Source organism: Pelagibacterium montanilacus, assembly GCF_003992665.1.
GTDB lineage: Bacteria > Pseudomonadota > Alphaproteobacteria > Rhizobiales > Devosiaceae > Pelagibacterium > Pelagibacterium montanilacus.
Map to the genome: position 1 here is coordinate 21483 of NZ_RZMX01000014.1, position 24419 is coordinate 45901.

The window sequence follows — 24419 nt, forward strand, 5'->3', positions numbered from 1 at the left end:
CAGGCAGGCCAGATGAGCGGCGTACAATTGCGCGAAGTGAGCAGAGACGAAGACGGGATGCGGCTCGACCGCTGGTTCTCGATCCATTTCGCGCAGCTTCCGTTCGGACGGCTCCAGAAATTGCTGCGCTCGGGACAAGTGCGGGTGGACAGCGGGCGCGTGCAGAGCAGCACAAGGCTGGCTGCCGGTCAGACGGTGCGGGTGCCGCCGCTGGGCGAGGCCCCTGAAAAACCCGCGAGTGGACCGGCCCGGGTCAACGACAAGGATGCCGCGTTCTTGCGGGACCTCATTCTCTATGAGGATGACGAGATATACGTACTCAACAAGCCGCACGGGCTGGCGGTGCAGGGCGGCTCGGGGACGCGCCGGCATATCGACGGCATGCTGCGCAGCATGCCCAACAAGAAGGGCGAGCCGCCGCGGTTGGTGCACAGGCTGGACCGGGACACCTCCGGCTGCCTGTTGGTGGCCAAGACGCGTGCGGCGGCCAGCCATTTCGGCGCGGTCTTCCGGTCGCGGTCCGCGCGCAAGATCTACTGGGCGGTGACGGCGGGCGTTCCGGTTCCCCGCCAGGGGCGCATTTCCTGCTTTCTGGCCAAGCAGGGGACGCGGGACGGCGAGCAGATGGTGGTCGTCGAGAACGGGACCGAGGGGGCTCAGCATTCGGTCAGCCATTACTCGGTGACCGATAGCGCGGCCAACAAGTTCGCCTGGATCACGCTCAAGCCGGTGACCGGGCGCACGCATCAGTTGCGCGTGCACATGATGGAACTGGGCACGCCGATCCTCGATGATCCGCGCTACTTCATCACCGACAACTGGAATTTCGAGCGACCCGAGGAACTGGGCCAGGGCCTTCACCTCCATGCGCGCCGGCTGGCGCTGCCGCTGCCCGGCGGCAAGCGGTTCGACATCACCGCGCCTTTACCGCCTCACATGGTCACCACCTTCGATGCCCTGGGCTTCGATTCCGAGCGCTATGATGCGCAGAACACCGATCCCGAGGATGAATGATGAGCGCGCCGCGTCTCATCATGTTCGATATGGACGGCACGCTCATCGATTCCGGGGCGATCATCGCCGAGCACATGGCGGCGGCGTTCGTCAGCCATGGGCTGGACGCGCCGACGCGCGACAAGACCAACACGATCATCGGGTTGTCGCTGGAACTTGCGGTTCAGAATCTGGCGCAATGCGACGCCGAGACCGCGCTGACACTCGCCGAAACCTATCGCGGGCATTATCGGGCGATGTTGGCGGCCGGGGAGCGGCATGAGCCGCTCTACGCGGGCGCGCTGGACGCGCTGGTGCGGCTGAGGGCCCATGAGGCGTCCCTTCTGGGGATCGCGACGGGCAAGGGGCTGAGCGGGGTGCACCGCATCCTGGCGCTCCACGATCTCGCCGACCATTTCGTGACGTTGCAGACCCCCGATCACAATCCGTCCAAGCCCCACCCGGGCATGATCCTGCGTGCCTGCTCTGAGACAGGTATCGATCCCGACCGCACAGTGATGATCGGGGATACGGTTTTCGACATGGAACTGGGTCGTGCCGCAGGGGCCAGGACAATCGGGGTAACCTGGGGATACCACGACCGCGTAGCGCTCGAGGAGTCGGGCGCCGAGATCATCGTGCACGATTATGCCGATCTCGATGCGGCGATTGAAAAGGTGCTGAGCTGATGCGCGAATTCCTCGAAGAAGCCCTGGATCATCGCGACGACGGGTACGGGCGCTCCCAGAAGCAACAGCGGCGCGAATTGCCCAAGAGGTTCTATACCGAGGTGGCGGTCGCGTCTGCGGAGGGCGGGCACACGGTGACCCTGGACGGGCGGACCATCAAGACGCCGACCAAGCGGTCCGTCGTGGTGCCCAGCCGGATCCTGGCCGAACGGATGAGCGCGGAATGGTCAGCCCAGGGAACCCATATCGATCCCGAGACCATGCCGCACATCAAGCTGATCAACTCTGCTGTCGAAGGCGGCGAGCCAGCGCGCGTGCCGCTGATCGATGAGGTGCTCAAGTTCTGCGCCAACGATCTGCTGCTTTATCGCGCGGACACCCCGCGCGAACTGGTCGAACGGCAGGAGAAGGTCTGGGACGACGTGCTGATCAGACTCGCGCGCCACCATGGGGTCAGCTTTGCGCCCACGGTGGGGGTCATGCACCGGGACCAGCCGTCCGACACGCTGGCGCGGCTCCGGGCGCGGCTCGATCCGCTCGATTTCATCACCGCCACTGCGATGGTCTCGATCACCGGCATCATGGGCTCCGGTCTCTTGGCCATGGCCCACTACGACAGGCTGATCGATCGCGACGCGGCTTGGACCGCCGCCCATGTGGACGAAGACTACCAGATGTCGCTCTGGGGCGAGGATTACGAGGCGGCGGCGCGACGCGCCCGCCGGCGGATCGATTTTGACGCCGCTGTCAACGTGATCGAATGGTTGAGGGACCCCGAGGTTTAGCGTTGGGGCGCCTTGCGCTCCAAAAGCCAGTCGGCGACCTCCGGGGCGATCTCACGGACCGGCACCATTACGAAATCGCGTTTGTGGGCATATGGATGGGGCAGGGTGAGCCGATCGGTCTCGATCTGGGCCCGATCATAGGCGATCACGTCGATATCGATGACCCTCGGGCCCCAGTGTCGGGTGCGCACGCGGCCCATCTCGGCTTCGGTGCCGAGGCAGAGATCGAGCAATTGCAGAGGCGCCAGCGATGTGTCGATGGCGATGGCAGCGTTGTGGAAATCCCCTTGATCAGTGTCGCCCCAGGGCGCGGTGACGATCGTTGTCGAGCGTTCGAGCAACGCCACGTTCGGGTGCTTGCCAATCGCCTCGATCGCCCTAGCGATCATTTCGGCAGGGGCCTCGAGATTTGCGCCCAGCGCGAGAATGGCGAAGGCCATCACACCTGCTCGCGGGTGCGCAGAATTTCGATTGCGGCCTCACCGGCGACGATGGGCAGAGGGGCCTCTGGCTTGCGCACGCGGATGCGGATCCAGTCCAGCCGATCGAACCTGCCGAAAAGACGCTGCATGATGTGCAGCCCCAGCGCCTCGATCAGCTTGAAACGGCGCTCTTCGAAGGCCTCTTTCACGAGATCATAGACGTCCGCATAGGAGATGGTCGCCGAGACCTCATCGGCCTTCGCGGCCGGGCCGAGATCCATGCCCAGCTCGAGGTCGATCCGGAAGCGCTGGCCCAAGGCGTTCTCTTCCATCATGACGCCGTGATAGCCGTAAAAGGCAAGGCCCGCGAGGATGATGCGGTCCGTGTCGCCAAAGGAGTCCATAAGTCTATTCCCCGCCAGGTTCGGGCGGACCATAAGCCGCGGCCTGTGCCACGCGCAAGGCATCGCGGTTTTCGCGCACATCATGAACGCGGAAGACCTGCCCGCCCTTGAGCCAGCCAAGGACCGACGTTGCCACGGTGCCCGCAACGCGGGCTTCGGGACCGACGTCCAGAAGCTTGCCCAGCATGGATTTGCGCGAGGTCCCCACCAGAAGTGGGAAGCCCATCGACGCCAATTCATCGAGTCTGTTGAGGAGGATATAGTTTTCCCTGAAAGTCTTGGCGAAACCGAAGCCAGGGTCGAGAATGATGGCCTCGCGCGGGATGCCGGCGTCGAGCGCGATGGTGATCGAGGCCTCCAGCCAGCGCCTGATTTCCCCTAGCAGGTCCTTGTCCCGGTCACGATCGGGATCCCAGTGCATGGCGATGGCCGGCACGCCATGATGGGCTGCGACCGCTGCGATTTCGGGTTCGCGGCGAAACCCATGGACGTCGCTGACGATCCGCGCACCGGCCTGAATCGCCTGATCGGCGACGAGAGCCTTATAGGTGTCGATCGAGATCGGAGCGCGCATTCCCGCGTCGGCCAAGGTATCTAGGACTGGCATGATGCGGTCGAGCTCGGCCTGCACGCCCACTTCCTCCGAGCCGGGGCGGGTGCTTTCCCCGCCCACGTCGATGATGTCCGCGCCCTCGGCGACCATGATGCGGGCCTGGGCCAGCGCCGCGTCCACGCTGTCGTGTCGGCCTCCGTCCGAGAAGCTGTCGGGCGTGACGTTGAGGATGCCCATCACAAGCGGGGCCGGGCCCAGGCGCAGGAAACCGCCCGGAAAGGGTATGTCCCTCTCCGGATGGATCATTGGATGGGCCGGCCGGGTTCGGCGTATAGGTCGTAGGCGTCGGAATCCGTCACCGTTACCTCGATCATGTCCCCGGGCTTAACGCCGGTCACATTGTCCACGATCACATTGCCGTCGATGTCGGGTGCATCCCATTTGGAGCGGGCGATGGCCTGTTCCTCGTCGGGGCGGACATCGTCCACCAGGACGTCGATGGTGCGGCCGACCTTTTCGGCCAGCCGGGAGATAGAGACCTCCTGAAGCGCTTCCATCAGCCGCCCGTAACGCTCCTGCTTGAGCTCGTCGGGAATCTCGGCAAGGCCCAGATCATTGGCCTTTGCGCCGGTGACGGGCTCGTAGGGGAAGGCGCCGGCCCGGTCGATCCGCGTCTCGCGGACCCAGTCAAGCAGCATCTCGAAATCTTCATCGGTCTCGCCGGGGAAGCCGACGATGAAGGTCGAGCGCACCGCAAGATCCGGGCACATTTCGCGCCACTTGCGGATGCGGTCGGCCGTCTTTTCCTGATTGGCAGGACGGCGCATGGATTTGAGCACCTGGGGGGAGGCGTGCTGGAACGGAATGTCGAGGTAAGGCAGGATCACGCCGTCGGCCATCAGGGGGATGACCTTGTCTACATGCGGGTAGGGATAAACGTAGTGCATGCGCACCCAAGCGCCCAGTTGCCCGAGCTCTTCGGCCAGCGTCTGGAAGCGTGCCTCGACCTGTCGGCCCCGATAAGGCGACGTGGCGTATTTGAGATCCACGCCATAGGCGCTGGTGTCCTGGGAGATGACCATGATCTCCTTGACGCCGGCCTTGACCAGTCGCTCTGCCTCATAGAGCACCGAGGCGATGGGCCGGGACACGAGATCGCCGCGGATCGAGGGGATGATGCAGAAGGTGCAGCGATTGTTGCAGCCCTCTGAAATCTTGAGATAGGCGTAGTGGCGCGGAGTCAGCCTCAGGCCCTGCTCGGGCACCAGGTCCACATAGGCATTGGGCACGGGTGGCAGGTGCTCATGGACGGCGCCCACGACGGCCTCATACTGGTGCGGGCCCGAGACGGCCAGCACTCCGGGATGGGTCCTGCGGATGAGTTCTTCCTCGCCCCCGAGACATCCGGTGACGATGACCTTGCCGTTCTCGGCTATCGCTTCGCCGATGGCGTCGAGGCTCTCTTCCTTGGCGCTGTCGAGAAAGCCGCACGTGTTGACGATCACGACATCGGCGCCCTCGTAGGACGGCGAGAAGCTGTAGCCCTGCGCACGCAGGGTGGTCAGGATGCGTTCGGAGTCTACCAGCGCCTTGGGGCAACCAAGGCTCACGAGTCCGATCCTGGGGGCAGTCTGTGTCGGCGCGCTCATAGGGCGGCTGTCCGGTCCGTTTTCAAAGCGGGTGTCATAGCGAAATGCCGGCGAAGGTCAATCTTTGCCGGCCCATGCACCTGTGCATTGTCGTTTTTGTGGCAGGTCAGGGCTTGTCCTGCTCTGCCGGCGATGGGGCGATGGCATCCGAACCCTCACCGGTCTTCGGTGCGGCGGGTTCGGGGGATTTGGGTTCGGCCGGTACAGGCGCAGTCTTGGCACCTGTCGGGGTCAGCGTGGCGCCGGGTGCAGCCGTCGCAGCGCGGGCGGGGGCAGCCGTATCCTCGTCGTCCTCTTCCTCGGCGAGTTCTTCAATGGCGTCGCGGACGTCATCGAGCAGCGATGCGCCGGCGCGCGGGCGCGTGACCTGGGAAGCCTCGCTCTGGTGAGCCCGGAAGTAGACGATCACGGCCTCGCAGAAGACGCGTAGGACGATGAAGGACAGCATGCCGAACACCACGATCTCGAGCAGGCCCCAAAGCCCGTTCCCGAAACCGAAGCGGAAGGAATAAAAGAAGTGATTGACCGCCCACAGAACGATGGCGGCCAGACCGAGGAAATAGAGCACCGTCACGATGCGCGGGGTGATAATCCGCTTGAGATCGAAAAGAATCGACCCCGTCGCAAGCTTTCTCAGATCGTCGAAATTCATTGCACCATTCCTTTCCCGTGATGGGGAATCAATCGCATCAAGCGTGCGGGCCGGAGGGAGGAGAGGCAAGCCCGACGGGCCCGAAATGCCGTTCGAACGCGGTCCTGAGCGCGGTGTCGACCTCGGCCATCGACGCCAGATGTCCCAGCGCTTCCATGCTGGTCACACCGTGATCGGAGATACCGCAGGGCACGATACCCGAATAATGCTCGAGATCGGGTGAAACATTGAGCGAAATGCCGTGGAATGTCACCCAGCGCGACACGCGCACCCCGATCGCCGCGATCTTTTCTTCCACTAAGGGCCCTTTGTCGGGCCGGCGCACCCAGACCCCGATCCGGCCCTCGCGCTTCTCGCCCTTGATGTTGAACGCTGCCAGGGTATCGATGACCCAGTTCTCGAGCGCGGACACGAGGCAGCGGATGTCGCGGCCGCGCTCCCTGAGATCGAGCATGACATAGGCCACGCGCTGGCCGGGCCCGTGATAGGTGTACTGGCCGCCTCGGCCGGCATCGAAGACCGGGAATCGGGTGGGAACGAGCAAATCGTCGGCGCGGGCCGAGGTGCCAGCCGTGTAAAGGGGCGGGTGCTCGAGAAGCCACACCGCTTCTCCGGCTTGGCCATCGGCGATGGCGCGCGTGCGTGTGCGCATCGTTTCGAGCGCCTCGGGGTAGGCGACCACCGAATCGGATATGGACCATTGCACCGGCTCGCGATCGGCGCGGAGAAGGGCGGGGATGCCGCAGGCTTGGTCGTCCCTTAACGCTTCGCTAACCATGATGGGCCGATTCTCCAGCGGGGCATCCGGCCTCGATGCGATTCTCGGCGCTTGGCGCCTGTGCGGTCAGGTTGTGAATGAATACGCTTGAAACCATAGACGTGGACATATCCGTTGAACTGGGGTCGACGACGCTGCCGATCCATCACCTGCTGCGGCTGGGCCGAGGCGCGGTGATCGAGCTCGACGCGCTCGAGACCGATCCGATGCGTATCTACGCCAACAATACACTGATCGCAAAAGGGGAGATCCAGGTCGACGAGGGCAATCTCAATGTGGTGGTGACCGAGAAGGTCATCAAGCCCGCATGAATCCTGGCCTTTGCGAAGTTTATGGCAAAAGCGCCAAATAGCTCTTGAGCCTGCCCGAGCCTTTTGCTACATGCTGGCTCGCTTCGCAAATGCGAGGCTTTTCCATGACAGTGCGGTCGTGGCGGAATTGGTAGACGCGCAGCGTTGAGGTCGCTGTGGGGTAACTCCCGTGGAAGTTCGAGTCTTCTCGACCGCACCATCATCTCCCGCGTGACGGGACAGTTTTCATCAAATTGCCAGGCAGTTGCGACCCTTCTCTTGAAGCGTGTCGGGTTATGCTTTGCCTCCCGTGCATTGCATTGTGCCGGTTTGTCATGCGCGCGTCGGTGTTCACGCAGTCGTGATCGGTGGTGCCGGGCGGGCCACGCGGTTGCCGCAATTACGGTGAGCGAAGTTTTAACATTTGTGGTTAACATTCGTCTCACACAGACAACCACGGGTAGGGGAATATCGATGAGTTTGACACGCCGCGGATTCGTGATCGGGCTTCCATTTCTGCTGGCAGCTTGCACGAGCACGAGCAGGTCGAGTGTAACCTCTCCCATGGCCTATGCCGCGATCACCGATGACAGGTTTCCGGTGCCCGGCCTCACGGCAGAACAGGTCAGGCCCGAGTTGCGGCGTCAGGAGGTCGAGTACGTGACCAGCGCCCCCAAGGGCTCGCTCGTCGTGGATACGCCCAACAAGTACCTCTACCTCGTTCTGGGCGATAACCGGGCCATGCGCTATGGCGTCGGTGTGGGGCGCGAAGGGCTGGCGCTGCGCGGCAATGCCTATATCGGACGCAAGGGCGAATGGCCGAGCTGGACCCCTACGGCCAACATGCTGCGCCGCGATCCGGTAGCCAATGGTCCTTATGCGGGTGGTATGCCCGGCGGGCCGAACAATCCGCTCGGTGCCCGCGCGCTTTACCTCTACCGCAATGGCCGGGATACCATGTTCCGTATCCATGGCACCAACCAGCCGCATTCGATCGGCATGGCCATGTCCAGCGGCTGCATCCGCATGCTGAATCACGATGTGATCGACCTCTACGAGAGGGTCGGGGTCAATACGCGGGTCAACGTCATTCAGGCCTGATTGGTGAAGGGGCGGCTCAGATAGGGGCTGCCTGCCAGGCCGAAGCGCCAGGGCAGTTCCGCTGCCCTCGTGATGCCTATCCGCGGCCCGCAGACGATCTTTGCCAGCCCCGGTGCGGGAGTGAAGGCAAAAGGGTGCTGCCACAGGGGCAGCCCGTCATCGTCCAGCGACAGGCCCAGGGCCTGCCCGACACATCCCGGTCCGGCGCATAGCCGCTTCGCCGCATCCAATCCGCGCCTTTCCCTCATGACATCGAGCCCTATCGTGGGCTCCAGCGCCCGGATCAGCACCGCGCTGCCGGGTCGGCAGACGACGTTCAGGCACAGATGGATTCCGTATGAACGATAGACATAGGCGTGGCCGGCGGGGCCGAACATCGAGCGGTTGCGCCGTGTGGGGCCGATGAAGCTGTGCGAGGCAGGATCCGATGCGTCGTAGGCTTCGGTTTCCACGATGCGGCCGCCGGCTCCGTGGCCGGTGACGGTCGCGCCGATCAATGCCCTGGCGACCGTGACCGCATCCGCATCAAAGTCCTCTGAAATGGCTGATCGCATGGATATCCGGCTCGGTGGTCACCGGACATTGTAGGCACCGTGCGCCCCGCAGGCAACGATCAGCAGGACGCGTAGAGGCTCATGGCGATGCGGTTGCGTCCGGCGCGCTTGGCTTCGTAGAGCCGCTCATCGGCGCTCCGGAACAGTTCTTCGAACCGCGCATGGCGCTCGAAGCTGACGCCGCCCACGCTGACCGTCACGGCAAAGGGCAGCCCAGCCTCCTCCGCCATCGCCTCGACCATGCGCCGGAGGCGTTCGGCGACCGCCCGGGCAGCGGCAGGGTTTGCGCCAGGCAGGAACACGCCGAATTCCTCGCCGCCAAGCCGCCCCACGATATCGCCTCCTCGCACGGCTCCACGGACCGCTTCGGCAATCCTGCTCAGCGTAAGGTCCCCCAGATGATGGCCGTGGCTGTCATTTATGGATTTGAAATGATCGACGTCGATAACGAGCAGCGCTCCGCCGTTCATCGTTCGATAGTCGGTGGCGGCCGTTCGCAGCCGGCCCGAGACCGTCCCGATAAACGCGGTGCGGTTGAGGCAGGAGGTCAGTCCGTCAGTGGCTGCCAACAGCGAAAGGCGACTATTCTCACGGATGAGCTCGGCTACGCGCTGTGTGAAGTAGACCATCGATGGGAAGCACCCAAGAGCATTGAGAAACAGGGCGCCAGCAATGGTCTCGCGCAACCAGCCGGCGTCGGGTTTGCCGAGCATCAAGGCGGTCGCGAATGTGGTCATGGTAACATAGAGCAAAAAGCCGAACGCGATGGCCAGTGGCAGATCGGCAGATCCTCGTATAGCGTGAGCATGAAGCCTGGGCATGGGCATGGCTGGCGGTTCCTGGCGATGGTCCACGATGCCGGCGAAAGCGGTAAGAGCTTGCATAGAAGCTGTTCGGGGCAAATACGGACCAGCCATGCGTCTGGCGCGCACGCCCTGTGCGCGGGCGGATCAAGAGGCGGCTTGCCTCCCGACGGGCCTTTCGTTAATCAGACGTTACCGCAAGGCGCCTGAGCGCCTCCGCCGGGTTTGTAGTCAAATGCCAGGAGCTTCATGCGTAGCCAATCGAAAGCCATCTGCTGGCGGGCGGCAAGCTGGACCGTGCTTTCCCTCGTTTCACTCGGGTTCGTCATTTCGGTAGTTGCCGGAGGATAGGTAGGAGCGAGGCTTGCGAACACGGTGTCGCGGCCGCATTTCAGAGGGGCGCCACCAGCGGGCGCCCCTATTTGTTGGAGCAGAGCATTGGTGCATCTGATCAAGCTATGTGTCGGTATTTCCTCGGTGGACGAACTCATCGAGTGGCGTGCCCACAGGCAATCCCGAGGCGGTGATGGGCGGTCCATTCACAGAACGCGTATGATGCCGCGCCGGGCTGACGAAATCGTAGGCAAAGGCTCCATCTACTGGGTGATCGCCGGAGCCGTGCGCTGCCGTCAGCTCATCGTCGGGCTTGAGCCGGACGTTGACAGTGAGGGTAGGGGCTATTGCGACATCGTGCTCGATGCCGACATCATCCGCACCGCGCCCCATCCGCGCCGCCCTTTCCAAGGCTGGCGCTATCTCGAACCAAAGGACGCGCCTGCGGACCTTGCGGGCGAGGGCGAAGACCTCCCGCCCGAGGGCATGGCCGAGGAACTGGCAAAATATGGTCTTCTCTAGGCAACCGGAACCCCGGTTCACCCCATTCGTTTTTGTTTCAATCGAAACGACGAACGGAGAAGCACCATGGATACCAATGCTGAAAAAGGGCTCGGCAACGCCGAGGTCGACCGCAAGGAAACCGCTTCGCTGATCGGCAGCGACAAGGTCGAAGGCACCAAGGTCTACAGCATGGACGGCGATCACATCGGCTCGATCGAGCGGGTGATGCTGGACAAGTATTCCGGACAGGTCGCCTACGCGGTTCTCAGCTTCGGCGGATTCTTCGGGATCGGTGACGAACACTATCCGGTGCCGTGGGCCAAGCTTACCTATGACGAAGACCTCGGCGGCTACCGCACAGACCTCTCCAAGGAGCAGGTCGAAAACGCTCCCCGTGTTCATCGCAATGACGATGACCGGGCGTTCAACGAGAAGACTGCCGGTATCGGGATCTACAATTATTACGGAATCCCACCTTATTGGATTTGATTCCAAATCGGAAAATGCGAATGCGGCGTCACCGAAAGGCGCCGCATTTGTTCGACTGGCTTAGACGATTGTCAATCGAGCCCGCGTATGGTTGGATAATGAGGTCCAATCGGGGCAGATCATGTCGCAGAATGCCCATGTCATCGTGCTCGGAAACGAAAAAGGCGGTTCTGGCAAGTCCACGACCGCTTTTCACCTTGCCGTGCATCTTCTCTATGCCGGCTTCCGGGTCGCCACGATCGATTGCGACAGTCGCCAGCAGACGCTGACCCGCTATGTGCGCAACAGGAGAAAATGGGCGAGTCTGGGCGAACTCGACATTCCTCACAGCATCCACGTTCACCTTCCGCTCGCTGACACGGACTCCGCCCAGGAGGCCAACCGCATCGCCTTTGCCATGTTCCGAGACGCGGTGGGGCAGGTGGAGGACGTGGCCGATTTCATCGTTGTGGACACGCCCGGATTTGACACGCACCTCACACGTCTCTCCCATTCTCTCGCCGATACGCTGGTCACGCCCCTCAATGACAGCCTGATCGACCTCGATGTCCTCGCCAATTTCGACGATGAGCGCGAGCTCGCTTCGCTCAGCCACTACACGCGGCTTGTTCAGCGGGCACGCCGGGAGCGGCTGTCGGTGGATGGCCGGTCGATCGACTGGGTGCTCATGCGCAACCGAATCTCGATGCTCAACTCCCGCAACACACGCATGGTGCTGGGGGGTATCGAGCGGATTGCCGAACGGGTCGGTTGCCGGGTCGCCGACGGCATCGCCGAGCGGGTGATCTTCCGGGCACTATTTCCGCTGGGCATGACGGTGCTCGATCCGCTGAGCGAGGAGACGCTCGGTTCGGTGCCCTCGATGAGCCATGTCACGGCCCGCCAGGAATACCGAAAGCTCGTCGATGCGCTTCATCTCCCGGGCGAAGCCTGGCACCGGCAGTTTCGGTTCGAGGGCGCGCTTGCGACCACGAATTCGGTTCGTCCGCCGGTCTCGCTCGAGACACTTTAGCCGGTCAAACGAGCAAGGATTGGGCGCCGTCGATCCAGACCGGTGTTCCGGTGATGTGGCGTGCTGCGTCAGAGAACAGGAACACCGCGAGGTCCGCGACCTCTTCGGCGCTACCGCCCTTGGTGCCAGTCAGCGGAATATGGCCCTTGGGGTATTCTGCCGGGCGCATGGTAATCGATTCAAGGTTGCGCCGGGTCGTCTTGGCGTTGATGCCGGTGTCGATCTGGCCGGGGCAGATCGCGTTGACCCGGATCTTGTGCGGACCCAGTTCCACGGCGGCCATCTGCATGAAGGCGAGCTGGCCGGCCTTGGTGGTCGCATAGGCGGTGGCACCGGCGGTGGTGAAGGTCCGGGTGCCGTTGATCGAGGAGGTGATGACGATCGAGCCGCCATGCTCGCGCATCAATGGAATGGCGTGATGGACGGTCAGGAAAGTACCGCGCAGATTCACGGCGTTGACCAGATCCCATTCGTCGACCTCGAGATCGGCTATGGGCGCCCAGGTGCCGTTGATGCCGGCATTGGCAAAAACCATGTCGAGCCGGCCATAGGTTTCCTCGATCCGGTCGAAGGCGGCCTGCATGTCGGCCTTGTCGGACACGTCGGCGGGAAGGGGAAGGGCATTGCCTCCCTGGTCCGCGATCTCGGCCGACAGTTCATCGAGTTCGGATTTGGTGCGGCTCAGCACGGCGACGGTAGCGCCCTTCGCCGCGAGGGCGAGAGCAGTCGCCCGGCCAATGCCCGCCCCGGCGCCGGTGACCAGAGCGATCCTGTTCTCGAATGACATGCTAACCCCCAGATGCCGCCTGCTCGTGAGCGCAACGCAGCAAGCGAGGCCGTGGTTCCCCAGGTGCCGATATTGCTAGTGTTCCCGCCCGAAATGCATCCGCACCGCGCGCTTGCCCGCGGGGCTGAAGACGTCGATATCGACTTCGATCCTCGGGAGGATCATGCGGCGGGTTCGCGCGGACAGGGCAAGAACCACCGACAGCAGGTCGGAGACCTTGCGGCGCTGGGCGCGCTGGGGAAGAAGGCTGCGCTGCAGGGCAAGCAGAGCCTTGTCGCGAACGGTGTTGTCTTCAGAGGCCAGCGGGGAGCCGGCCTTGAACACTTTGAGGTTCTCAAGCGACAGGTTGACGTTCATGCGCTACTCCAAACACTTGCGCTTAATCCAAATTGGCCCTGTTGATCCCTATCCCTGCACCGCCAAGCATTGCACCGAGCCCTCGGTCAGCCGGTCGCAGGTGGAGCGAGCCTGGTTGCGATCCGCGAACCCGGCGAACCGGGCGCGGTAGAAAACCCGCCCATTGCGCTCGAACGTTTCGACATAGCTGCGCAGGTTGGCGAGGTCGTCGACGGTTTCGGTGGCCTGGGTGAGGAGAGCACGAGCCGCATCCTCGTTGTGGGCCGCGCCGACCTGAACGATCCAGCCGCTGATCGGCGTGGTTTCCGAACTCTGGGTCGACATGGGGTCCACGCCGATAGAGGCAGGAGGCACGAAAGACGGGCTTGCGGTATCGGGCCGCAGATCGGACGGGGTGGGGCCCAGCTTGAGGGTCTCGGCGATCCATGCGCCGATCGGATCGTCTGCCGGGTACCCGTTCTGCTGTCCCGGCGCGACGCCGGTGGCAACGTAAGTGGCCTGTTCAAGGGCGGCACTGCCGACGCGATCGGGAAGATCTTCGTTGGCGACCACCTCAAACGGGATATCGTCCGGGCGCGGCGGCGGGGGCGTGCCCACCGCGACTGCCGCCGGCTGTGCGGGAACCGAGGCGACCTGGGTGACCGCGGCGTTGGCTGCAGGCTGGGTCATGAAGCGGGCCGGACGAGGCGGCGGTGCGCCCTGGATCGATACCGGCGCATTGGCCACGGCAATGCCGCCGCGGGTGGCCAGCAGCGCGGGCCGTGCGATCATGGCTTCGCGCCAGTAATCGCCCTGGCGTGCCTTGGGCATGTAGTCGGCGACCAGCTTTGCAACCGAGGAATTGCGGGCGGCGCCGGTGTTGTATCCGAGCCCGATCGCCACGATATGGCGGTTGTTGAGCCGGGCGGCGGTCATCAGGTTATAGCCGGATGCATTGATGTAGCCGGTCTTGATGCCATCCACGCCGTTCTGGCCCAGCAGCCGGTTGTGATTGCCGAAGGTCTTGCCGGAGTAGGTAAAGCTGCGGGTCTGGAAATAGCTGTAGTAGTTCGGGAAGTGCTGGAATACCGCGCGGGCGAGGGTCGCCTGATCCGCAGCTGTGGTCACCTGTCCCCGGTCAGGCAGGCCCGAGGCGTTCCGGTAGGTGGTGCGGCTCATGCCGAGCGCGCGGGCGGTCTGGGTCATCCTCTCGCCGAAGCGGCTCTCGGTGCCCGAGATGTTTTCGGCGATCACCCGGGCCACGTCGTTGGCCGAAAGGGTCACGAGCGCCTTGATGGCGTTCTCGACCGTGATGGTCGAGCCCGGCTGCACCCAGAGCTTGGTGGGGACCGCCGCTGCGGCATGCTTGGAGACGGTGAGGGGCGTGTTGAGCGTCATGCGGCCGGCCTCGAGCTCCTGGAAGAGCACGTAGAGCGTCATGACCTTGGTCAGCGACGCCGGATAGCGCAGGTCGTTGCCCTTGTTGTTGTAGAGGACTTCGCCCGTTTTGGCGTCGACCACGATGCCGGCGATGGCGCGCGGAACGTTCTGGGCCTGCGCAGGGGCAGAAAGGCACATTGCCATCAAGGCGGCCAGGAACACAAAACGCACGAAAGCTAGGGGCTGCTCGGCAGCTTTACGCATGAGGGGCGGCACCCGATACTCCACTCTTTTACTATGCGGCCCTGATACACCGGGCCGGTACGCCACTGACTCGAGCCATGGTCGGTGCGCCGGTCCCCCGCGACGCATTGACTGGCTCGTACTGAAAGCAAGGCTAAGCCCGTGGCGTTACGAATCGGTAAAGTGTCTAAAAATTGAGCCAAATTCGCCGGCGCGCGGATCACGGGTTCTCGATGTTATGGCTGGGCTGGAATCTGGCCCTTAACATGACCAGGATTTTGCTTACATAATGGCCAGGGAAACCAACCGAGGGGCCGAATTCTTGACTACGCCAACTGCGTCATTGCTGCCCGGGGGCCTTCGGAGGGCAAGTGTCCGGGGAATGGGGAAGAGCCCCGTTTCCGGTCCGGAGGACGAAGGCGACCGCGAGGGTGGCGGACAGACCGGCCTGGCCACAAAGACCCGGACGCGAACCAAGCGTCCGAGCCTTTACCGCGTGCTGCTGCTCAATGACGACTACACACCGATGGAATTCGTGGTGCTGATCCTCGAAGAGGTGTTCAATAAATCCCGTGACGAAGCCACGCAGATCATGTGGCATGTGCACAATAAAGGTGTGGGGGAATGCGGAGTCTATCCCTACGAGGTGGCCGAAACCAAGGTCACCCGCGTCATGGACGCCGCGCGCCGAAACCAGCATCCGCTGCAATGCGTGATGGAAAAGCAATAGGACAGTATCTACATGCCTTCATTCTCCCGCGGTCTCGAAAAGGCCCTGCATCAGGCGATGAACCTCGCCAGAGAGCGTGCGCATGAATTCGCCACGCTCGAACACCTGCTCCTGGCGCTCACCGAGGATCGCGACACAATCGCGGTGCTGAACGGTTGCGACGTCGATATCGAGGGCTTGCGTGCCGACCTTGAGGAATTCATAGACGAGGAACTGGACAGTCTCATCGTGCCCAACGGGCAGGATGCGCGGCCGACCGCTGCCTTCCAGCGTGTCATCCAGCGCGCGGTCATTCACGTCCAGTCTTCCGGTCGGGAAGAAGTGACCGGTGCCAACGTGCTCGTGGCGATCTTCGCCGAGCGCGAGAGCCATGCCGCCTATTTCCTCGAGCAGCAGGACATGAGCCGACTCGACGCGGTCAATTTCATCTCGCACGGGATCGCTAAGTCCGGTCGAAATGCGGACCGGCATGTGCGCGGCTCCGAAGAGGGTGGCCCGGGCATCGGCGAAGATGGCGAGCGGGGCGGAGCCGCGCCCGAGAAAAGCTCAGCCCTTGCCGATTTCTGCGTCAACCTCAACGAGAAGGCCCGTGCCGGCAAGATCGATCCGCTGATCGGCCGGGCTTCGGAACTCGAGCGTACCATTCAGGTCCTGTGCCGGCGGTCCAAGAACAATCCGCTCTACGTGGGTGATCCCGGCGTGGGCAAGACCGCCATCGCCGAGGGCCTCGCACGCCGCATCATCGAGGGCGATGTGCCCGAGGTGCTGACTGGCACCACGATCTATGCGCTGGACATGGGTGCGCTGCTGGCCGGAACCCGCTACCGCGGCGATTTCGAGGAGCGGCTCAAGGCGATCATGAAGGAGCTGGAGAAGAAGGAGAACGTCGTTCTCTTCATCGACGAAATCCATACCGTGATCGGTGCGGGTGCGACTTCGGGTGGGGCGCTGGACGCGTCGAACCTGCTCAAGCCGGCGCTCGCGTCGGGGGAGATCCGGTGCATCGGCTCCACTACCTACAAGGAGTACCGTCAGTTCTTCGAAAAGGACCGCGCCCTGGTGCGCCGGTTCCAGAAGATCGATGTGAACGAGCCCACGATCCCCGATGCGATCGAGATCATGAAGGGTCTGCGTCCGTATTTCGAGGACTACCACAAGCTCAAATACACCGACGACGCGCTGAAGGCAGCGGTCGAGTTGTCCGCGCGCTACATCAACGACCGCAAGCTGCCCGACAAGGCCATCGACGTGGTCGACGAGACCGGCGCCCGGCAGATGCTCGTGGTCGAGAACAAGCGCAAGAAGCTCATCAATGTCGAGGACATCGAGGCGACCATCGCCACGATAGCACGGATCCCGCCCAAATCGGTCTCCAAGTCCGACACAGAGATGCTCTCGAACCTGGATGCCAACCTCAAACGCGTGGTTTTCGGGCAGGACAAGGCCATCGAGTCGCTGTCCTCGGCCATCAAGCTGGCGCGGGCGGGCCTGCGCGAGCCGGAAAAGCCGATCGGGTCATACATGTTCACCGGGCCGACGGGTGTGGGCAAGACGGAAGTCGCCAAGCAGCTCGCCGACACGCTGGGCGTGGAACTGCTCAGGTTCGATATGTCCGAGTACATGGAGCGTCATACGGTCAGCAGGCTGATCGGCGCGCCTCCGGGCTATGTCGGGTTCGACCAGGGCGGGCTGATGACCGATGGCGTGGACCAGCATCCGCACTGCGTGCTGCTGCTCGACGAAATCGAAAAGGCGCATCCCGATCTCTACAACATCCTGTTGCAGGTGATGGACCACGGCAAGCTCACCGACCATTCGGGCAAGCAGGTCGATTTCAGGAACGTGATCCTGATCATGACCTCCAATGTCGGCGCGACCGAACTGGCCAAATCGCCCATCGGGTTCGGCCGGGTGCGGCAGGAAGGGGACGACGAAGAGGCGATCAACCGCACCTTCAGCCCCGAGTTCCGCAACCGGCTCGATGCGATCATCTCGTTCGCTCCGCTTCCGGGCTCCACGGTGCGGCGCGTGGTCGAGAAGTTCGTGCTGCAGCTCGAAAGCCAGCTTTCGGAGCGTGGCATCACCATCGAGCTGACGCCCGAGGCTGCCGACTGGCTGGCCGAGCGTGGCTATGACGAGAAGATGGGCGCCCGTCCGCTGGGCCGGGTGATTCAGGAGCACGTCAAGAAGCCATTGGCAGAGGAAGTGCTGTTCGGCCTGCTCCAGAAGGGCGGATCTGTGAAGGTCACCGTGGTTGGCGAAGGCAGCGAAGCCCGGCTCGAGCTGGTGTCGGTGCCCCCGCGTCCGGCACGTCCCAAGGCGATCACCGGTCCCAAGGGCGGCAAGAAACCCAGCGCCAAGAAGCCGAGCGCCAAGGACAGCGCGAAGAACTCCTGAGCTTGAAAGCTCCGAACATGAAAAAGGGCCGGCAGCGATGCCGGCCCTTTCTGCGTTTCGTTCTGGTCCCTTCTCAAAGCGCAGCGCGGATCATTTCCGCCAGCGCGGCGAGTTGGCCGTGATCGGCTTCCTGTTCACCATGGGGGCGTAGGGGAATGCCCTCATAGACTGGGATGATGTGGAAATGCAGGTGGAAGACGGTCTGGCCCGCTGCCGGTTCGTTGAACTGGGCGATGCGGAACCCGTCCGCTTCGGTGGCCACGAGGATGGCGCGGGCGATCCGGCGTGTCTTGACGATCAGGTCGGCCAGAACGGCGTCTTTGGCATCGATCAGATTACGCGAGCCGGTCTTGGGGATGACGAGTGCGTGCCCCTTGGACTGGGGCATGATGTCCATGAAGGCGAAGGTTGTCTCGTCCTCAAAGATCTTGTGGCAGGGAATCTCGCCCTTGATGATCCTGGCAAAGATGTTGTCGGGCTCGTAGTCGCTCATAAGCTCGCTCCGGTCTGTGTCGGGAGAAGCTATAGCGCATCGGCCAAGGCGTGCGAACCGTTGGTCGCTACCCGTTTTTTTTGAACGGCGCGTGGTCGGCGAGGATGCGGTTTTGCTCGGCGATGGCCCGACGTTCCTGCTCGAGATAGTCAGCGACCGCCCCCCGCAGTCCGGGATGGACGATGTGGTGCATCGATCGGGTTGTGTGGGGCGCATAGCCGCGCGCCAGCTTGTGCTCGCCCTGTGCACCGGCTTCGACCGATTTCAGCCCATGGGCAATGGCGAAGTCGATGGCCTGATAATAGCAGATTTCGAAATGGAGAAACGGCACGTCGCGCAGCGTGCCCCAGTTCCGCCCGTATAGCGTATCGGTGCCGATGAAATTGAGCGCGCCGGCGATATAGTCGGTGCCATCGCGTGCGAGGATCAGCAGAACCCTGTCACCCATGGTCTCGGATATGCGCGAGAAGAATTCCCGGTTGAGATAGGGCCGGCCCCATTTGCGGCTGCCGGTGTCCATGTAGAACTCGAAGAACGCATCCCAATGGGCTTCCGTGAGGTCAGATCCGGTGACCCAATCGACCTCAAGCCCCTCGGCGAGAGCATCGCGGCGCTCGCGCCTGATGGCCTTGCGCTTGCGCGATTGCATGGTCTCGAGAAAGCTATCGAAGCTGGAGAACCCGTCGTTGGACCAATGGAACTGAGTGTCGTGGCGGATGAGCCAGTCTGCCTCGCGCGCCACCGCTTCCTCGTCCTCGGTCACGAAGGTGGCATGGATCGAGGAGGCGTCCAGCCGGTCCGCCAGCGTTTCCGCAGCGCGCAGAAGCACCATGCGGGTTTCGATGTCGTCGTTGCGGGCGAGGATCTTGGGGGAGGTGGCCGGGGTGAAGGGCAGGGCGCATTGCAGCTTTGGATAATATTTCCCGCCGGCGCGCTCGATGGCATCGGCCCAGGCGTGATCGAAGACGTATTCGCCCATGGAATGGGATTTGAGGAACAAGGGCATCAACCCCACCGGCTCGCCGGCTCGCTCCACCAGCAGATGCTGGGCCTGCCAGCCGGTGCGCGCGGTGGCGCAGCCGGCGTCCTCGAGCGCGAGAAAGAACGCGTGTTCGAGGAACGGGTTGGCGGGTCTCTCGGCGCTACCCGAAGCGACCGAATTCCAGGTGTCGGCTGGAATGGACGCGGTGGAGGGATGAACCGAGATGGTCAGGTCCGTGGTGTCGGTCACGTTTCGGGGTCAAAGCCTTCAAAGACGATCTGGTCCGCATGCGCGAGTGCGCTGTGCGCAGTGTCTGTATCGCGCACCGTCCAGGTCATCACAACGAGGCCCATCCGGCGGCAGAGACGGACCATCGGAAGGGTGATATCCTGGTGCGCGCACGAGATGAATGTGAAGCGCGTCAGGGGCCAGTGCAAGAGGTGCCTGCGCACAAATCGTTGAGCGTCCGTCAGTGCCGTGTCCCATTCCGGCGTCCGGTAGGCGTAGGTGACGATGCCGCAAGGCCCGGCAAAGCCGGCCCGCCGGACAGCCAGGAGCAGCGCTGGATCGAAGGACTTGAATCCGAGCAGGCCTTGGTAGTCTTCCGCCATTCTGACCGCGCGTTCGGCAAGCGCCGTAGTGCCTTGGCTATCGGCTTGCGCCTTCAGTTCCACGATCAGCGGAACGCGTCCTGCCACCTGGTCGAGAAAGGCCGGAAAGGCTTGCGGGCAGTCGCCACTGGCGCTGCCCTCGAGGGGCATCGCCCCGAGCGCGGCCGCCTCGATGCCGCGCACGGGGCCCGTGCGCGCGGTAAGCCTTTCGAGATCATCATCGTGGAAGACGATGGGCACCCCGTCGGCGGTGAGCTGCAGGTCGCACTCGATCGCAAAGCCACGCTCCATCGCCCCGGCGAAAGCCGATGCGGAGTTCTCGATGACGCCCATTGCCCGGTCATGGCGCCCGCGATGGGCAATGGGGCGGGCAAAAAGGGCGTCATGCATGGGTGGCTCAGGCCTCCAGTTCGATCACGGCGTCGATTTCGACCGCAGCGCCGAGGGGCAGAGCGGCGACGCCGAATGCGGCGCGGGCGTGCTTACCCTTTTCACCCAACACTTTGATGAACAGATCCGACGCGCCGTTGGCGACGACGTGCTGCTCGTTGAAATCAGGGTGGGAGGCCACCAGAACGGTGAGCTTGAGCACGGCGGCGATTTTTTCGAGCGGGGCGACCGTCGCCACCTGGCCCAGGATCTGGAGGGCACAGAACTCGGCGCATTTCTGGCCGGCGGCGACGTCGGTGCCGTCTCCCAGCCGCCCCTTCACGATGCCATCGGGACCGATCGAGATCTGGCCCGAGACGTAAAGCAGGTTCCCGCTCTGGCGCACGGGGGCGTAGCTCGCCGCCGGTGCGGCCGGCTTGGGCAGCTCGTGTCCGAGGTCCTTGAGGGTCTGTTCAATGGTCATTGTCGTTCTCCGGTTCCCTAGGCTTGGATTCGGCGCCACGATAGAGCTTTCCGCGCACCAGGGCACCCTTGCCGAAGCGGTCGCGCACCTTGTCCACAGCCCTCTCGGCAGCCGCCTTTCTGGCTACGGTGGGCTCAATAAGATCGACCGGGTCGCTGCCGTCCGCAGCAGCCAGCCCGGCTACCCCGATCCCCAGCAGCCGGAAGGCGGTGCCGTCGAGCTCGCGAGCCAGAAGCGTCCTTCCGACGTCATAAAGGGTATGGGCGAGCTGGGTTGGCACCGTCAGGTGCTGGGCCCGCGTCCGGGTGCGGAAGCCGGCGGTCTTGAGCTTGAGCGTTATGGTGTCGCCCACAAGCTTCTGGTTCTTGAGACGATCCGACAGCTTCTCGCATAGACCCATCAGGGCGGTGGAGAGGGAATCGAAATCGGCGAGGTCTGAAAAGAACGTGATTTCCGAGCTCACCGATTTGGTGTCCCGAGTGGTCGCCACTGGCCGTGCGTCGGTGCCGCGCGCCAGGCGCGCCAGGCGGGCGCCGGCCTCTCCGTAGCGGCGCATCAGATCCTCGGGCGCCATGGTCTGGAGCTGGCCGATCATGGTCAGGCCGTCGCGCCTGAGGGTTTCTTCCATGGCCTTGCCCACCCCATGGATCAGCGTAATGGGCTGGGCGGCGAGGAAGGAGATCGTCTCGGCGGCGCCGATCACGGCAAAGCCCCTCGGCTTGTCGAGGTCCGAGGCGATCTTGGCGAGGAACTTGTTGTGGCTCAACCCCACCGACACGGTCACGCCGACCTCGGTCTCGATGGTACGCGCGAACCGCGCGAGCACCACGGCCGGCGGTGCCTTGTGAACGCGCCCGGTGCCGGTGAGGTCGAGGAAGGCCTCGTCGATTGAGATCGGCTGGACCAGTGGGGTCAGTGCCTCCATATGGCTTCGGATGGCCCGGCTGGCCTCGGCATATTTGCGCATGTCGGGCTTGATGATCACCGCCTCGGGGCACAGGCGCCTCGCCTTGAACATGGGCATGGCCGATCGCACGCCGCTCATCCGGGCGATGTAGCAGCAGGTTGCCACCACGCCGCGCTGGCCGCCGCCCACGATCAGGGGCCGATCGCGCAACTCGGGATTATCCCGCTTCTCGATACTGGCGTAAAAGGCGTCACAATCGACATGGGCGATCGCCAGGTCGAGCAGTTCGGCATGGGCGAGTAGGCGCGGCGAGGCGCAGACAGGGCATCTGCGCAGCGGTGCCTGGGTCCGCCCGCTGGCATAACAGTCCCGGCAGACATAGGGGCTCGCAGTCATCGGGGCGATCACGTTTCGGGGTTGTACCTATGCCAGACGCGCATGATCCAATCGACCGGCAGGTTCGCATTCGCGCTCATGGCCAGAAGAAGGGGCTCGTTGCGCACGAAGTACTCCAGCAAGCCCGTCGCCAGCGCCTCGGAACCAAGGGAGGCCCTGAGCGACTGGGGCGAATAGCCTGCCAGCGCCATGAAGCGTTCGAGTTCGTCGACATCGGCGGCAAGCCATGCCAGACAGGCATCTGCGACCTGTTGAAGGTCCTGTTCCCGGGGACTATCGCGCACTGCGCAAGACTCGCGTATTTCTTGTTTCGTAACGTATTGATGCTAGCGGAGTTCAAGCGTAGCGGAAAGTTCCGACGCGATCGGCATCGAGCGAGGACCAATGGCCAAGACCGTGATGATCGTGGAAGACAACGAGCTCAACATGAAGCTCTTTCACGATCTGCTGGAGTCCCGCGGCTATGCGACGATCCAGACCCGCAATGGAATGGAAGCGCTCGACCTGGCCCGCGAGCACCGGCCGGACCTGATCCTCATGGATATCCAGCTTCCCGAGGTTTCCGGGCTGGTGGTGACCAAGTGGATCAAGGAAGACGAAGATCTGGCTGCCATCCCCATCATCGCCGTGACCGCCTTCGCCATGAAGGGGGATGAAGAACGCATCCTGCAGGGCGGATGTGAGGGGTACATCTCCAAGCCCATCTCCGTGCCACACTTTTTGGAAACGATTGAAGGCTACATTGGCAAGGCCGGGTAGCCCCCGATTTCGGACCGAAACATCCTAAGTGCAGGGAGACGGGTGTGACAGCGCGAGTGCTGGTCGTCGACGATGTCCCAACGAACGTCAAACTGCTCGATGCCCGGCTCAGCGCCGAGTATTTCGACGTGCTGACGGCCAGTTCCGCGCGCGAAGCGATCGAAATCTGCAACACCCAGGACGTCGATATCGTCCTGCTCGACGTGATGATGCCCGAGATGGACGGCTTCGAGTGCTGCGCCATCCTCAAGGACAATCCGCGTACGGCTCACATTCCCGTGGTTATGATCACGGCGCTCGACCAGGCGGGGGATCGGGTCCAGGGGCTCGAAGCGGGAGCCGACGATTTTCTCACCAAGCCGGTCGACGACATCCAGCTCATGGCGCGGGTCAAGAGCCTCGTACGGGTCAAGGCGCTGACAGACGAGCTGCGCGCCAGGGCCGTCACCAGCCAGCAGATCGCGCTCGAGAGGGTGGGTGCCGGGGCCAACGAGATGCCCGTGGAAGGCGGCCGCCTGCTGGTGATCGATACCGATAGGGGGCGGGCAGGGCGCCTGAATTCCCATCTCGAAGCCCATCATTCGGTCACGGTTCTGGCCAATCCTGCCGATGCGGTGCTGGAGGCCTCGGGCGGTGATTTCGAGCTTGTTCTGGTCAGCATGGAGTTGGAGGGGTTTGACGCCCTGCGCGTCTGCTCGCAGTTGCGCACGGTCGAGCAGACCCGGTCGGTGCCGATCATCCTCGTGGCAGAAGACGGAGACAGACAGCGCATCGTGCGCGCGCTAGAGCTCGGCGTGAACGACTTCATCCTGCGGCCCATCGAGCGCAACGAACTGTCCGCTCGGGTGCGCACGCAGTTGCGCCGGCACCGCTACACCGTAGAGCTGCGCGAGAGCGTCAACTCTACGATGGCTATGGCGGTCACCGACGAGCTGACCGGGCTATACAATCGCCGTTATCTCGACCGGCACCTGCAGATGATTCTCGACAAGGCCCAGGAGCAGGACCGCGAGATGGCCGTGATGATGCTGGACATCGATTTCTTCAAGGCCGTCAACGACACCCACGGGCATGATGTCGGCGACAAAATCCTCAAGGAATTCGCGGTGCGTCTGCAGCGGCACATCCGCGGGGTGGATCTGGCGTGCCGATTCGGGGGGGAGGAATTCGTGGTCGTCATGCCCGATACCGGCACCGCGCAGGCCGAGGCCATCGCTGAACGCGTGCGGGTCGCCATGGCCGAGCAGGGGTTCAGCGTGGGCACGGAGTTGCCGCTCGCCGTAACCGTAAGCGTCGGGCTGGCGTTCAACGAGCGGGATCACGATACGCCCGAAACGCTCATCAAGCGGGCCGATGTGGCGCTCTACCGGGCCAAGCGTGCCGGCCGCAATCGCGTGGTCGCAGACGCGGCCTAGTCGTGATCGACGCGCGGCAAGTCCAGTAAGGTTAACACTTCATTATATTTGCTTAAACGGGCGTCATGAAGGCCGGAAACGCTGGCCCTTTGCGGTGCTCGCCAATATGGTCGGATCCA

At 63.3% G+C, this 24419-nt stretch carries 29 protein-coding genes and 1 tRNA gene; 13 read left to right on the forward strand and 17 right to left on the reverse strand.

The window, feature by feature from the left end; genetic code table 11:
* Positions 1-12: 12 nt before the first annotated feature.
* From EO136_RS05005 to EO136_RS05015, 3 genes are read left to right on the forward strand one after another with little or no spacing between them, the layout of a single operon-like run.
* Positions 13-1014, forward strand: coding sequence for an RluA family pseudouridine synthase (locus EO136_RS05005; RefSeq protein WP_127143372.1), 1002 nt, complete (start codon positions 13-15; stop codon positions 1012-1014).
* Positions 1014-1682 carry an HAD-IA family hydrolase gene (locus EO136_RS05010; RefSeq protein WP_127143373.1) on the forward strand — a complete coding sequence of 223 codons (669 nt, stop codon included), beginning with the start codon at positions 1014-1016 and terminating at the stop codon, positions 1680-1682. The genes EO136_RS05005 and EO136_RS05010 overlap by 1 nt, the downstream gene beginning before the upstream one ends.
* Positions 1682-2467: an ATP12 family chaperone protein gene (locus tag EO136_RS05015; protein WP_127143374.1), complete on the forward strand. Its 786-nt coding sequence runs from the start codon at positions 1682-1684 to the stop codon at positions 2465-2467. The genes EO136_RS05010 and EO136_RS05015 overlap by 1 nt, the downstream gene beginning before the upstream one ends.
* On the opposite strand, the gene folK is transcribed toward EO136_RS05015, so the two are convergent.
* The 6 genes from folK to lipB form a co-directional block, all read right to left on the reverse strand.
* A complete protein-coding gene (folK, locus tag EO136_RS05020; protein WP_127143375.1) occupies positions 2464-2907 on the reverse strand; it encodes a 2-amino-4-hydroxy-6-hydroxymethyldihydropteridine diphosphokinase in 444 nt (147 codons plus the stop codon). The genes EO136_RS05015 and folK overlap by 4 nt on opposite strands.
* The gene (gene folB, locus EO136_RS05025) at positions 2907-3293 is read right to left on the reverse strand and encodes a dihydroneopterin aldolase (protein WP_127143376.1); all 387 of its coding nucleotides are present in this window, start codon (positions 3291-3293) and stop codon (positions 2907-2909) included. Before folB ends, folK begins: the two co-directional genes overlap by 1 nt.
* Positions 3294-3297: 4 nt before the next feature.
* Positions 3298-4152, reverse strand: a complete 855-nt coding sequence (folP, locus tag EO136_RS05030) for a dihydropteroate synthase (protein ID WP_127143377.1) — start codon at positions 4150-4152, stop codon at positions 3298-3300.
* Positions 4149-5495, reverse strand: a complete 1347-nt coding sequence (gene rimO / locus EO136_RS05035) for a 30S ribosomal protein S12 methylthiotransferase RimO (RefSeq protein WP_127143378.1) — start codon at positions 5493-5495, stop codon at positions 4149-4151. Before rimO ends, folP begins: the two co-directional genes overlap by 4 nt.
* 106 nt (positions 5496-5601) lie before the next feature.
* Entirely contained in the window at positions 5602-6147 is a 546-nt protein-coding gene (locus tag EO136_RS05040; protein ID WP_127143379.1) for a DUF4282 domain-containing protein, read from the reverse strand.
* A 37-nt stretch (positions 6148-6184) separates the two neighbouring features.
* Positions 6185-6925, reverse strand: coding sequence for a lipoyl(octanoyl) transferase LipB (gene lipB / locus EO136_RS05045; RefSeq protein WP_206513272.1), 741 nt, complete (start codon positions 6923-6925; stop codon positions 6185-6187).
* 77 nt (positions 6926-7002) lie between these two features.
* On the opposite strand from lipB, the gene EO136_RS05050 reads away from it, so the two are divergent.
* The 3 genes from EO136_RS05050 to EO136_RS05060 all read left to right on the forward strand — a co-directional run bounded on the left by EO136_RS05050 (position 7003) and on the right by EO136_RS05060 (position 8316).
* On the forward strand, positions 7003-7236 hold the full coding sequence (locus EO136_RS05050; RefSeq protein ID WP_127143381.1) for a FliM/FliN family flagellar motor switch protein: 234 nt from the start codon (positions 7003-7005) through the stop codon (positions 7234-7236).
* A gap of 112 nt (positions 7237-7348) precedes the next feature.
* A tRNA-Leu gene (locus EO136_RS05055) sits at positions 7349-7435 on the forward strand.
* 254 nt (positions 7436-7689) lie between these two features.
* On the forward strand, positions 7690-8316 hold the full coding sequence (locus EO136_RS05060; RefSeq protein ID WP_127143382.1) for a L,D-transpeptidase: 627 nt from the start codon (positions 7690-7692) through the stop codon (positions 8314-8316).
* Here the strand turns inward: EO136_RS05060 and EO136_RS05065 are convergent.
* Positions 8307-8870 (reverse strand): DNA-3-methyladenine glycosylase, encoded by a 564-nt coding sequence (locus EO136_RS05065; protein ID WP_127143383.1) that lies wholly within the window; start codon positions 8868-8870, stop codon positions 8307-8309. The genes EO136_RS05060 and EO136_RS05065 overlap by 10 nt on opposite strands.
* Before the next feature lie 59 nt (positions 8871-8929).
* Positions 8930-9697, reverse strand: a complete 768-nt coding sequence (locus tag EO136_RS05070; protein ID WP_164730443.1) for a GGDEF domain-containing protein — start codon at positions 9695-9697, stop codon at positions 8930-8932.
* Positions 9698-10114: 417 nt separating this feature from the next.
* Here EO136_RS05070 and EO136_RS05075 point away from each other — a divergent pair, with 417 nt between their 5' ends.
* From EO136_RS05075 to EO136_RS05085, 3 genes are all read left to right on the forward strand, one after another.
* Positions 10115-10528: a DUF1489 family protein gene (locus EO136_RS05075; RefSeq protein WP_127143677.1), complete on the forward strand. Its 414-nt coding sequence runs from the start codon at positions 10115-10117 to the stop codon at positions 10526-10528.
* Between the two features lie 66 nt (positions 10529-10594).
* A complete protein-coding gene (locus EO136_RS05080; protein WP_127143385.1) occupies positions 10595-10999 on the forward strand; it encodes a PRC-barrel domain-containing protein in 405 nt (134 codons plus the stop codon).
* A 121-nt stretch (positions 11000-11120) separates the two neighbouring features.
* Complete coding sequence (locus tag EO136_RS05085; RefSeq protein ID WP_246018263.1) at positions 11121-12011, forward strand: division plane positioning ATPase MipZ; 891 nt, start codon at positions 11121-11123, stop codon at positions 12009-12011.
* Positions 12012-12015: 4 nt separating this feature from the next.
* Here the strand turns inward: EO136_RS05085 and EO136_RS05090 are convergent, their stop codons facing one another.
* From EO136_RS05090 to EO136_RS05100, 3 genes are all read right to left on the reverse strand, one after another.
* The gene (locus tag EO136_RS05090) at positions 12016-12798 is read right to left on the reverse strand and encodes an SDR family oxidoreductase (protein ID WP_127143386.1); all 783 of its coding nucleotides are present in this window, start codon (positions 12796-12798) and stop codon (positions 12016-12018) included.
* A 75-nt stretch (positions 12799-12873) separates the two neighbouring features.
* The gene (locus tag EO136_RS05095; RefSeq protein WP_127143387.1) at positions 12874-13155 is read right to left on the reverse strand and encodes a hypothetical protein; all 282 of its coding nucleotides are present in this window, start codon (positions 13153-13155) and stop codon (positions 12874-12876) included.
* A gap of 48 nt (positions 13156-13203) precedes the next feature.
* Positions 13204-14778: a serine hydrolase gene (locus EO136_RS05100; protein WP_127143388.1), complete on the reverse strand. Its 1575-nt coding sequence runs from the start codon at positions 14776-14778 to the stop codon at positions 13204-13206.
* Positions 14779-15139: 361 nt separating this feature from the next.
* Between EO136_RS05100 and clpS the strand changes: the two genes are divergently transcribed.
* Positions 15140-15487 (forward strand): ATP-dependent Clp protease adapter ClpS, encoded by a 348-nt coding sequence (gene clpS, locus EO136_RS05105; RefSeq protein WP_127143389.1) that lies wholly within the window; start codon positions 15140-15142, stop codon positions 15485-15487.
* A gap of 12 nt (positions 15488-15499) precedes the next feature.
* The gene (gene clpA, locus EO136_RS05110) at positions 15500-17884 is read left to right on the forward strand and encodes an ATP-dependent Clp protease ATP-binding subunit ClpA (protein ID WP_127143390.1); all 2385 of its coding nucleotides are present in this window, start codon (positions 15500-15502) and stop codon (positions 17882-17884) included.
* A 73-nt stretch (positions 17885-17957) separates the two neighbouring features.
* Here clpA and EO136_RS05115 read toward each other — a convergent pair whose 3' ends face one another.
* The 6 genes from EO136_RS05115 to EO136_RS05140 form a co-directional block, all read right to left on the reverse strand.
* Complete coding sequence (locus EO136_RS05115) at positions 17958-18377, reverse strand: HIT family protein (protein ID WP_127143391.1); 420 nt, start codon at positions 18375-18377, stop codon at positions 17958-17960.
* A 67-nt stretch (positions 18378-18444) separates the two neighbouring features.
* Complete coding sequence (locus EO136_RS05120; RefSeq protein ID WP_127143392.1) at positions 18445-19608, reverse strand: GNAT family N-acetyltransferase; 1164 nt, start codon at positions 19606-19608, stop codon at positions 18445-18447.
* Positions 19605-20360, reverse strand: a complete 756-nt coding sequence (locus EO136_RS05125; protein ID WP_127143393.1) for a glycerophosphodiester phosphodiesterase family protein — start codon at positions 20358-20360, stop codon at positions 19605-19607. Before EO136_RS05125 ends, EO136_RS05120 begins: the two co-directional genes overlap by 4 nt.
* A 7-nt stretch (positions 20361-20367) precedes the next feature.
* Entirely contained in the window at positions 20368-20823 is a 456-nt protein-coding gene (locus EO136_RS05130) for a RidA family protein (RefSeq protein ID WP_127143394.1), read from the reverse strand.
* Positions 20813-22126 carry a DNA polymerase IV gene (locus tag EO136_RS05135; RefSeq protein ID WP_127143395.1) on the reverse strand — a complete coding sequence of 438 codons (1314 nt, stop codon included), beginning with the start codon at positions 22124-22126 and terminating at the stop codon, positions 20813-20815. Before EO136_RS05135 ends, EO136_RS05130 begins: the two co-directional genes overlap by 11 nt.
* Before the next feature lie 8 nt (positions 22127-22134).
* A complete protein-coding gene (locus EO136_RS05140; RefSeq protein WP_164730444.1) occupies positions 22135-22410 on the reverse strand; it encodes a DUF3572 family protein in 276 nt (91 codons plus the stop codon).
* 100 nt (positions 22411-22510) lie between these two features.
* Here EO136_RS05140 and EO136_RS05145 point away from each other — a divergent pair, with 100 nt between their 5' ends.
* Positions 22511-22885, forward strand: coding sequence for a response regulator (locus tag EO136_RS05145; protein ID WP_127143397.1), 375 nt, complete (start codon positions 22511-22513; stop codon positions 22883-22885).
* Between the two features lie 44 nt (positions 22886-22929).
* A complete protein-coding gene (locus EO136_RS05150) occupies positions 22930-24300 on the forward strand; it encodes a PleD family two-component system response regulator (RefSeq protein ID WP_127143398.1) in 1371 nt (456 codons plus the stop codon).
* Positions 24301-24419 lie beyond the last annotated feature (119 nt).